Genomic DNA, 9,070 nt, shown 5'->3' with positions numbered 1-9,070 from the left:
CAAATGATCCCGGGCAGCGGAATCGGATAACCCGGTGTACGCAAATCGGGAAGCGACGGCCCAAGGGCGGGTCAAGGGGGACCTCAATTGTTTTCATTTGACCTGCTGCTCGATGCGGTGGTGACGGGTGTGCTGCTCGGCTGCTTCTATGCGGCGGTTAGCCTTGGATTGTCGCTCTCCTTCGGCTTGCTCGACGTTCCCCACGTCGCCCATCCGGCCTTTCTGGTAATGGCGTCTTATGGGGTATTTTTCCTCAACGAACGGTTTGATATCGACCCGCTACTGGCCGGGCTGTTGATTACGCCGTTGCTCTTCGTGTTCGGTCTGGCCGCCTACCGCCTGTACTACGAGACATTCGAAAAGCGCGGCAGCGATGCCGGGGTGCGCGGGATCGCGTTCTTCTTCGGCATCGCCTTCATCATCGAGGTGCTGCTCATTCTGCAATTCGGTGTGGACCAGCGCTCGGTCACCGCATCCTATATCGGCAAGGCGTGGCGGATTGGCGATATGCGGATTCCGTTCCGGCTGGTGGTTGCATTCCTGGTCGCCGCTGCGCTGACGATCTTGCTGACGCTGTACCTGTCGCGAACGTTCATGGGACGCGCGATCCGCGCAGTGGCGCAGGATCAGGAGGCGCTGCGGCTGATGGGCGCCAACCCGATCCGGATCAAGCAATGGGCGTTCGGCATTGCAACGGCCGTGCTCGGGATCGCCGGCGCCCTGCTTATCATCGTCGCTCCCGTCGATCCGACACTCGACCGTTCCTATATCGGGCGGACGTTCTGCGTCGTGGTCATGGCGGGGCTCGGCAGCATGAGCGGCACGCTGGTCGCCGCCATCATCCTTGGCGTCGCCGAAACGATCGTCCTGACGCTGTTCGGCGCTTCCTGGGCGCCCGCCATTTCGTTCGCGATGCTGCTCGGCATTCTCGCCGTCCGGCCGCAAGGTCTGTTCGGCAGGCGCTCATGAGTCGTAACAGCCTGTTTTTCTGGATCGGGGCGATCTTCTTTCTCGTCGCCGCCCTGCTGATGACGCAGGTGATCGGCAACGAATATCCCTTCTTTGCCTGCTACGTGATCCTGCAGTTCATCGTGCTCTCCGTGTCATGGAGCATCCTTGGCGGCTATGCCGGTTATGTGAATTTCGGCACCAGCGCGTTTTTCGGCATGGGTGTCTACACGGCCGTGTTTCTGTTCAAGGTGGCTGGCGCGCCGCTTGCCGTGCAGATCGCAGCCGCCGCCGCTGTCGGCGCTCTCATGGGATTCGCGCTGGGCCTCCTGACCTTGCGCATGCAGGGCATCTTCTTCTCGATCGCGACGATTGCGCTGACGATTGTTATCGAAACATCGATAACGAACTGGCGATACGTCGGCGGCGCAGCCGGCATTCAGATGCAGCGGCCGCCGGTGATTGCCCCCTTCAACAGCTATGTGCAGATGCTGTTTTTCGTCCAGGCGCTGCTCGTGGTGCTGGCGATCGGGACATCGCGCTACATTCAAAATTCTTGGATGGGCCACGGTTTGCAGGCGCTCAAGGATGACGAACTGGCCGCCGAATGCACGGGCGTGCCGACCCTGCGGCTGAAGCTGCTGGCGTGCGTCATCTCCGGGGCATTGATGTGCGCGGCCGGCGCGCCCGCCGCGATGTACCTGCAATACGCGGACCCTTCGTCCGCGTTCAATCTCAATTACTCGGTCACTGTGCTCGCGATGTCGCTGATCGGCGGGACCGCGCATTGGGCGGGCCCGGTGGTTGGTGCGATCCTGTTGGGCACGACGCAACAATTGCTGACCGTTACCATCTCATCGGAAATCAATTTGCTGGTGCTCGGCGTGATGCTGGTGTTGTTCGTGGTGGCGGCGCCGGAGGGCATCATTGGTCTTATCCGAAGGGTTCGCCCTAAACGCAACGAGGGCGAAGGATGATGCCCCCCGAAACCAACGCACCCTTGCTGCGGATATCGGCGCTCACCAAGCGTTTCGGCGGCTTCACCGCACTCGACAATGTCAGCGTCGACATTCGTCCGGGGGAACGCTTCGGCCTCATCGGCCCGAACGGTTCGGGCAAGACGACGCTGATCAATTGTATTTCCGGCGCGTTCCGCACCGAGGCCGGTACCGTGGTGTTCCGTGACGAGGACATCACGCGGTTGCCACCGCATGTGCGCACACGCCGAGGCATCGCGCGCAGTTTCCAGATCCCGCGGCCGTTCAAAAGCATGACGGTCGCCGAAAACCTCATGGTGGCGCTTGACTTCGCGAGCGGCACCGGCGACTTCGTTCCGGCCGCGCAACGCCGCGACACCCTGATGTCGATCCTGACGCGGATGGGCCTCGAGTCAAAGGCCGACGTGTCAGCCACGAAACTCAGCCAGGTCGAATTGCGCAAGATGGAGCTCGCCCGCGCGATGGCGACGCATCCAAAGCTGCTGATTTCCGACGAGGCCATGGCCGGTCTCTCAAGCTCGGAAGTCGATGAGGTGCTCGATCTCCTCATGAGCCTTGCGGATCAGGACATCACCATCATCATGATCGAACACATCATGCAGGCGGTGATGCGTTTTTCGGACCGCATGATGTGTCTCGACGCCGGCAGGATCATCGCGATCGGCACGCCGGCCGAGGTCATGGCCAACCAGCGCGTGCAGGAGGCTTACCTTGGCACTTAGCCTCGCCATCAACGGCCTCGATGCTGGCTATGGCGCCGTGAAGGCGCTGCGCGGAGTTAGTTTACGCGTTGAGGCCGGCGAAACCGTCGCATTGCTTGGCACCAACGGCAACGGCAAGAGCACGCTGATGAAGTGCGTCGCGGGCCTGGTTCGGCCAGAGCGCGGAAGCATGTCGCTGACGGTCGACGGACAGGCGCACGATCTGACCAGGCTGTCGACTGAGGCCATCGTCGATCTCGGAGTGGCGCTGGTTCCCGAGGGTCGACGGCTGTTTCCCAGGTTGACGGTGCTGGAAAATCTAATGCTCGGTGCCTTCCGCAAGGCCGCTCGGCGCAACATTGATCGCAACCTTGCGCTTGCCTTCGAAACATTCCCGGCCCTCAAAGGACGACAGAGCCAACTCGCCGGCACCATGTCGGGCGGGCAGCAACAGATGCTAGCCATCGCGCGAGCGCTGATGTCGTCGCCGCGCCTGTTGCTGATCGATGAGCCATCGGTAGGCCTGTCGCCGCTGCTGGTCTCGCAGACGATCGCCAAGATCGGTGAGCTAAATCAGCATCTCGGCCTGACGGTGCTGATGGCGGAGCAAAACTTCAATCAGGCGATCCGGATCGCCGATCGCGGTTATATCATCGTCCATGGTGAGATCGTCGTCGCGGCCGATTCGGTCGACGAATTGAGAGGCAACGACATCGTCAAGCGGCTCTATCTCGGCGGGGTCGCATGATTGCCCGCTAGGGCTTCAGGCGTGCTGCGGTCGGGCCGCAGGTTCGAGCCGCCGGGACCTATCACGCCGCCGCGAGCGAGCAGTTGGCCGACAACGAGACCAAGGGGCGCTACTGCTCAGTTGGATCCATCGTTGTCGCATTGCAACGTAACGTGCACATCGGCGTTGCGAGGTACCTGAAAGCGCTCCTGTGCCCTTGATCTCAATCAACGCTTTCTGCTTCAATCGGGGTAGAAACGACAAATAAATCAACCTGCTTCGGGGAGGAACATGATGAGCGTGCTGCCAGTCCGGGCGAGGCCCAGCTCACAGCTTCCCGAATCACCGCGCGGCTTGGCGCTGTTGCGCGATCCGATGCTTAACAAGGGCACCGCCTTCACGGAAGCCGAGCGCGACGCGCTGGGATTGCGCGGCTTCCTGCCCGCGCACGTGCTTTCGATGCCGGAACAAGTCGAGCGTGTGCTGGTCAACCTGCGCGGCCTTCCCAACGATCTGGAGAAATACATCGCGCTCAACTCGCTGCACGACCGCAACGAGGCGCTGTTCTTCCGTGTCGTATGTGACAACATCGATGAAATCCAGCCCCTGATCTATACCCCGACGGTAGGCCTTGCCTGCCAGCGCTATGGCCTCATCTTCCAGCGGCCGCGCGGGATGTTCATCAGCGCCAACGATCGCGGGCGGATCGCGGAACTGCTCGGCAACTGGCCCTATCCGGCGAAGCTGATCGTCGTCACCGACGGCGAGCGCATTCTCGGCCTCGGCGACCTCGGCGCCCACGGCATGGGAATTCCCGTCGGCAAGCTTTCGCTCTATTCGGCTTGCGCCGGTATCCATCCGGAGCACTGCCTGCCGGTCATGCTGGACGTCGGCACCAACAATGAGGATTTCCTGCACGATCCCTATTATATCGGCATGCGGCAGAAGCGCCTGAGCGGTGCGGCTTACGACGAACTCGTCGACGAATTCATCACCGCCGCGCGCGAGACGTTCCCCGGCGTGCTGATCCAGTTCGAGGATTTCGCCAATCACTCGGCGTTCCGGCTGCTGCACAAATATCGTGACAAGATAAATGTCTTCAACGACGACATCCAGGGAACCGCCGCGGTGGCGCTCGCGGGCCTGTTCTCGGCATTGCGGGTGACCGGGGGAAAACTTGCCGACCAGAAGGTGCTTTTCCTTGGCGCTGGCGAGGCCGCAACCGGCATCGCCGACCTCGTGGTCTCGGCGATGATGGCGGAAGGCGCATCCGAAGCCGAGGCGCTGCGGCGCACCTGGCTCGTGGACTCGCGCGGCCTTGTCGTGAAGAACAGGGCCGGCCTCACCGACCACAAGCTTCGCTACGCGCATGATCACGCACCGATCGGCGACTTCCTGACCGCGATCCAGACGCTCAAGCCTACCGCGATCATCGGCGTTGCCGCGGTCGGCGGCGCCTTTACGCCTGAGGTGCTGCAGGCCGTGGCTGGGATCAATGAGCGGCCGATCGTGTTTGCGCTCTCCAATCCAACCTCGAAGGCGGAATGCTCCGCCGAAGAGGCTTATCGCCATACCGGAGGCCGCGCGCTGTTCGCCTGCGGCAGCCCCTACGATCCGGTGAAATTCGACGGCAGGACCTTCGTGCCGCGCCAGGGGAACAATTCCTATATCTTCCCCGGCGTCGGTCTTGGCGCGATCGCGACCGGCGCAAGGCTGGTGACCGACGAGATGTTCATGGCCGCCGCGCACACGCTGGCCTATCTCGTCAACAAGGACGACATCGAGCAGGGCAGCCTGTTTCCGGCGCTACCGCGGATCCGCGAAGTCTCGGCGCATATTGCCGTGGCGGTCGCCGAGGTCGCTTACAAACGCGGTCTGGCAACTGTTCCTGCGCCGAACGATCTGATGGCATTCGTTCAGTCGCAGATGTACGACCCGCATTATTGAAGCAGGCCGGGCCGGCGTTGCTTCACCCGGCGGCCACGCGGCGCAACGCATTCGCTTGCCCGGTGGTGACCACTACCTTGGTGGCGTCCTCGACCCGGTCGCGCGCGTATCGAAGCGCGGTGGGCAGATCGGCCAGCGCAAAGGTATGGGTGTGGATTTTCGTGGCGTCGAACCGCTTTTCCGCCATCAGCGCCATCGCCCGGCGCGTGGCGCTGCGGCCTTCGCCGCGAATGCCGTAGACGTAGATATTGTTCTTCACGAGATGCGCGATATCCGTGGTGACGGGATCGTGCGGGAAAGCGGCGAGGCAGATCTTGCCGCCGCGATTGGCCATGTGAATGGCCTGGTTGATGGTCGCTTCTGTTCCGGCGCACTCCACCACATAATCCGCCCCAATGCCGCCGGTGAGTGTCTTGACGACATCAACCGCGTTCTCTTCCGCGATGTTGATGACGCGGTCGGCGCCCAACTCCTTGCCGATCGCAAGGCGCTTGTTCCGCGTTCCCGTCAGGATGACGGGGCTTGCGCCCAGCGCCTTGGCAACCGCGACCGCGAGCAGTCCGATCGGGCCCGGACCGATCACGACAACGCTTTCACCGGCAACCAGCCCGCCGAGTTCGGTGAGGCCGTACATCGACGTGCCGGCGGTGACCACCAGCGTCGCTTCCGCGTCGCTCATCGTGTCCGGCACCCGCGCCAGCGTGTTGATGTGATTGACCGCGTATTCGGCGAAGCCGCCGTCGGTCGTGAAGCCGTTGGCACGGTGGCCCTTGTCGGGCTTTCCGTAGTTGAGGCATGACGTGTACATGCCCTGCCGGCATCGTTTGCATTGCCCGCAGCCGGCATGGATTTCCACGCTAACACGTTCGCCGATTCCGAACTCGTCAACGTCCGGTCCGAGCGCTGCGACAGTGCCCATATATTCGTGGCCCGGCGTAAAGTTCTTGTTGAAGGGCAAGCCGCCACCGATGCTCGCCGGCGAGCCGCCGTGGATGATCTCGAGATCGGTAGCGCAGATCGCAACCGCGTCGATGCGGACCAGAACTTCCGCGCGGCGAGGGACGGGCGTCGGCTTGTCGCGCAGCGAGAGCTCTTCCGGGTTACCCAGGACCCAGGCTTTCATTTGCGCAGGAACGGGAAGTTCGGGTGATGTCTTGACGCCTGCCGGTTCGTACATTGGCCTGTATCCCTGTGTATCGGAACCCTATCGGAAATTGCCGGGCGATGAAATTCCCCGTTTCGGGTAGTCTGGCGGCCTCATCCGGTTTGTTCGGCCGACAGCTTGTAGATTTCAAGCGCGTCGGCGTCCGCGCCGCGCGCTGCCTTCGCCAGCCTGAACAGTTGCGCGGCGAGGCCGGCCATCGGCACCGGGCTCGACGTATCGCGGGCGACGTCGATCACCGTGTCCAGATCCTTCAGCATGGTGGCGATATGGCCGAGCGGCGGGGAATGAATCCCCTGCACCATGCGCGGCACGAACAGTTGCAATGGAATGGAATCGGCAAAGCCGCCCGCGAGCGCTTCCGGCAGCCGCTTGGCGTCGATGCCGGCGTTCACGGCCAGCCGCGTCGCCTCCGCGAGCACCGCCATGGCGCAGCCGACGATCACCTGGTTGCACAGCTTGGTGGTCTGGCCCGCGCCCGTCGGCCCCATATGCGTGAGCCGCCGCGCCATCGCCAGAACATAGGGCCGCACCCGTTCGATATCGGCGGCATCGCCGCCGGCCATGACAGCGAGCGTGCCTTGCTCGGCGCCCATGGTGCCGCCGGAAACCGGCGCATCGATCCATCCCGTGCCGTTCGTCATCTTCAGCCGGTCCGCGATGGCGCGCGCCGCATCCGGATGAATCGAGGAGAAGTCCACGACGAGTTTTCCCGTGCCGCTCGCCGCAGCCAGGCCGTCGGGACCGAACACCACTTCTTCCACAGCCGCGGCGTCGGTGAGGCACATGAAGATGATGCTGGCGGCATCGGCCACTTCGCGCGGATGGCTGGCGGGTTTAGCTCCGGCATCGACCAGTGCGGCGGCCTTGCCGGAGGAGCGATTCCAGACCGTAACGTCGTGGCCGGCATTCAGCAGGCGCCGCGTCATCGGAAACCCCATCATTCCGAGCCCAAGATAGCCGAGCTTTTCCGCTGCCGTCCCATCCGCCCCGCCAATCCCAGCCATTCCTTCTCTCCCTTGTTTGCCGCCGCAAAACCTTATCCGGCGGATTGGCCTTACCACACATTCCGGCCGAGCCTGGGCGCTGACAAGCACGCTCCGGTGGCTTGCCTGATTGTTTGAACCATGAAAGGCTTGGGCCATGTTAGTCGCGCTGACGCCGGGCGGCATCGGAAAAGTGGAGTGGGGTATGATGCGGATTTCTTCAAAATGGGTGTCAGCGGCGGGAGTTCTGGCCGCCGTTCTGGCGAGCGCGAGTTCATCCCACGCCCAGCAGACGATCCGCGTCGGCTGGACCATTCCGGCCGAGGAATCGAAATACTGGATGATGCGCAGGCCGGCCGAATTTCCCAATCTCGGCAAGACCTACAATGTCGAATGGACGCAGTTCCAGGGTACCGCGCCGATGACGCAGGCGCTGGCGGCGGGCGCGCTCGACTGCGCGACGCAGGCGCCGCTGTCGCTGGCGAACGGCGTGGTCGGCGGAAACCTCAAGGCTTACATCGTAGCGCAGCACGTCTACGAAAAGCCCGGCGGCTTCTCGGTCTATTGGGCTGTTATGGACGACTCCCCGATCAAGACCATTGCCGATCTCAAGGGCAAGACCATCGGCATATCGGTGATAGGCGGCGGCACCCAGGGGCCGTTCAACATGCTGTTGAAGCAGAACGGGGTCGATCCGACCAAGGACATCAAGCTGGTCGAAGTCGGCTTCGCCGTCTCCGAGGACGCCCTGCGTCAAGGCCGCGTCGATGCCGTCAACATGAACCAGCCCTTCGCCGCGCGCGCCGAGGCCAAAGGCGGTACGCGGAAACTTTTTTCGCTCAATCAGGCCATGCCGAACATCGTTCATATTCTGGAAGCCTGCCGCGCCGATTTCGTCGACAAGAATCCCGATTTGGTCAAGGCCTATGTGCGCGACATTACCCTGGGTATGAAGAAGGCGCTCGCCAATCGCGAGGAGACGCTGAAGGTGGTCTCCGAACAGCTGAAGGCGCCGATCCCGGTGCTCGATACCTATTTGCTCAAGGACAATGATTTCGGCAGAGACCCCGGTGCCGCGCCGAATTTCGAGGCGATCCAGAAGATGCTCGATATCTACACCGCAACGGGCATGCTGCCGAAGATGGACGTCGCGCAGTTCAAACACCCGACCATCGTCGCGCCGCTGCAATAACCGAGGACTTATCCACGCGCCGTCCCGGCGGGCGCCGGGTCGGCACGGAGAGAGCATTGTTCCCATGAAGAAGTGGCGATCCCGCGTGACGACCGATGGCCTCGATCGTGCGCCCCACCGCGCCTTCATGCGCGCGATGGGGCTCGACGACGAGGCGCTGGGCAAGCCGATGATCGGCGTCGTCAGCATGAAGGGCGAGCAGACGCCCTGCAACATGACCCACGATTTCCAGGTCGATGCCGCCAAGGCCGGGATCGCGGAGGCCGGCGGCACGCCGCGGGAATTCGCCACCATTTCGGTCTCCGACGGTATCAGCATGAACCATGAGGGCATGAAGTTCTCGCTGCTGTCGCGCGAACTGATTGCGGATTCCATCGAAGCCGTCGTGCACGGCCTGGCCTACGACGCC

Annotated in this window: 9 protein-coding genes; 7 read left to right on the top strand and 2 right to left on the bottom strand. The window is 62.8% G+C overall.

Annotation, left to right across the window (positions count from 1 at the left end; genetic code table 11):
• Nucleotides 1-87 precede the first annotated feature (87 nt).
• The 5 genes from QZ213_RS19580 (at nt 88) to QZ213_RS19560 (ending at nt 5,321) form a co-directional block, all read left to right on the top strand.
• Nucleotides 88-969 carry a branched-chain amino acid ABC transporter permease gene (locus QZ213_RS19580; protein ID WP_291687745.1) on the top strand — a complete coding sequence of 294 codons (882 nt, stop codon included), beginning with the start codon at nt 88-90 and terminating at the stop codon, nt 967-969.
• Complete coding sequence (locus tag QZ213_RS19575) at nt 966-1,925, top strand: branched-chain amino acid ABC transporter permease (protein WP_291687744.1); 960 nt, start codon at nt 966-968, stop codon at nt 1,923-1,925. Before QZ213_RS19580 ends, QZ213_RS19575 begins: the two co-directional genes overlap by 4 nt.
• Entirely contained in the window at nt 1,922-2,668 is a 747-nt protein-coding gene (locus QZ213_RS19570) for an ABC transporter ATP-binding protein (RefSeq protein ID WP_291687743.1), read from the top strand. Before QZ213_RS19575 ends, QZ213_RS19570 begins: the two co-directional genes overlap by 4 nt.
• Before the next feature lie 37 nt (nt 2,669-2,705).
• Complete coding sequence (locus tag QZ213_RS19565) at nt 2,706-3,395, top strand: ABC transporter ATP-binding protein (protein ID WP_291687742.1); 690 nt, start codon at nt 2,706-2,708, stop codon at nt 3,393-3,395.
• Nucleotides 3,396-3,668: 273 nt separating this feature from the next.
• Complete coding sequence (locus tag QZ213_RS19560; RefSeq protein WP_291687741.1) at nt 3,669-5,321, top strand: NAD-dependent malic enzyme; 1,653 nt, start codon at nt 3,669-3,671, stop codon at nt 5,319-5,321.
• Between the two features lie 22 nt (nt 5,322-5,343).
• Here the strand turns inward: QZ213_RS19560 and QZ213_RS19555 are convergent, their stop codons facing one another.
• Complete coding sequence (locus QZ213_RS19555) at nt 5,344-6,498, bottom strand: zinc-binding dehydrogenase (RefSeq protein ID WP_291687740.1); 1,155 nt, start codon at nt 6,496-6,498, stop codon at nt 5,344-5,346.
• Between the two features lie 80 nt (nt 6,499-6,578).
• The gene (locus QZ213_RS19550; RefSeq protein WP_291687739.1) at nt 6,579-7,490 is read right to left on the bottom strand and encodes an NAD(P)-dependent oxidoreductase; all 912 of its coding nucleotides are present in this window, start codon (nt 7,488-7,490) and stop codon (nt 6,579-6,581) included.
• A gap of 187 nt (nt 7,491-7,677) precedes the next feature.
• Here QZ213_RS19550 and QZ213_RS19545 point away from each other — a divergent pair, with 187 nt between their 5' ends.
• Nucleotides 7,678-8,661 carry an ABC transporter substrate-binding protein gene (locus QZ213_RS19545; protein WP_291687746.1) on the top strand — a complete coding sequence of 328 codons (984 nt, stop codon included), beginning with the start codon at nt 7,678-7,680 and terminating at the stop codon, nt 8,659-8,661.
• A 64-nt stretch (nt 8,662-8,725) separates the two neighbouring features.
• The coding region (locus tag QZ213_RS19540) for a dihydroxy-acid dehydratase (RefSeq protein ID WP_291687738.1) at nt 8,726-9,070 on the top strand (345 nt) is incomplete at its 3' end.

The sequence above is a fragment of the Bradyrhizobium sp. genome (genome assembly GCF_017881085.1).
Taxonomy (GTDB): domain Bacteria; phylum Pseudomonadota; class Alphaproteobacteria; order Rhizobiales; family Xanthobacteraceae; genus Bradyrhizobium.
Note: the sequence above shows the minus strand (reverse complement) of the source record. Positions and strands in the feature narration are given on the sequence as shown.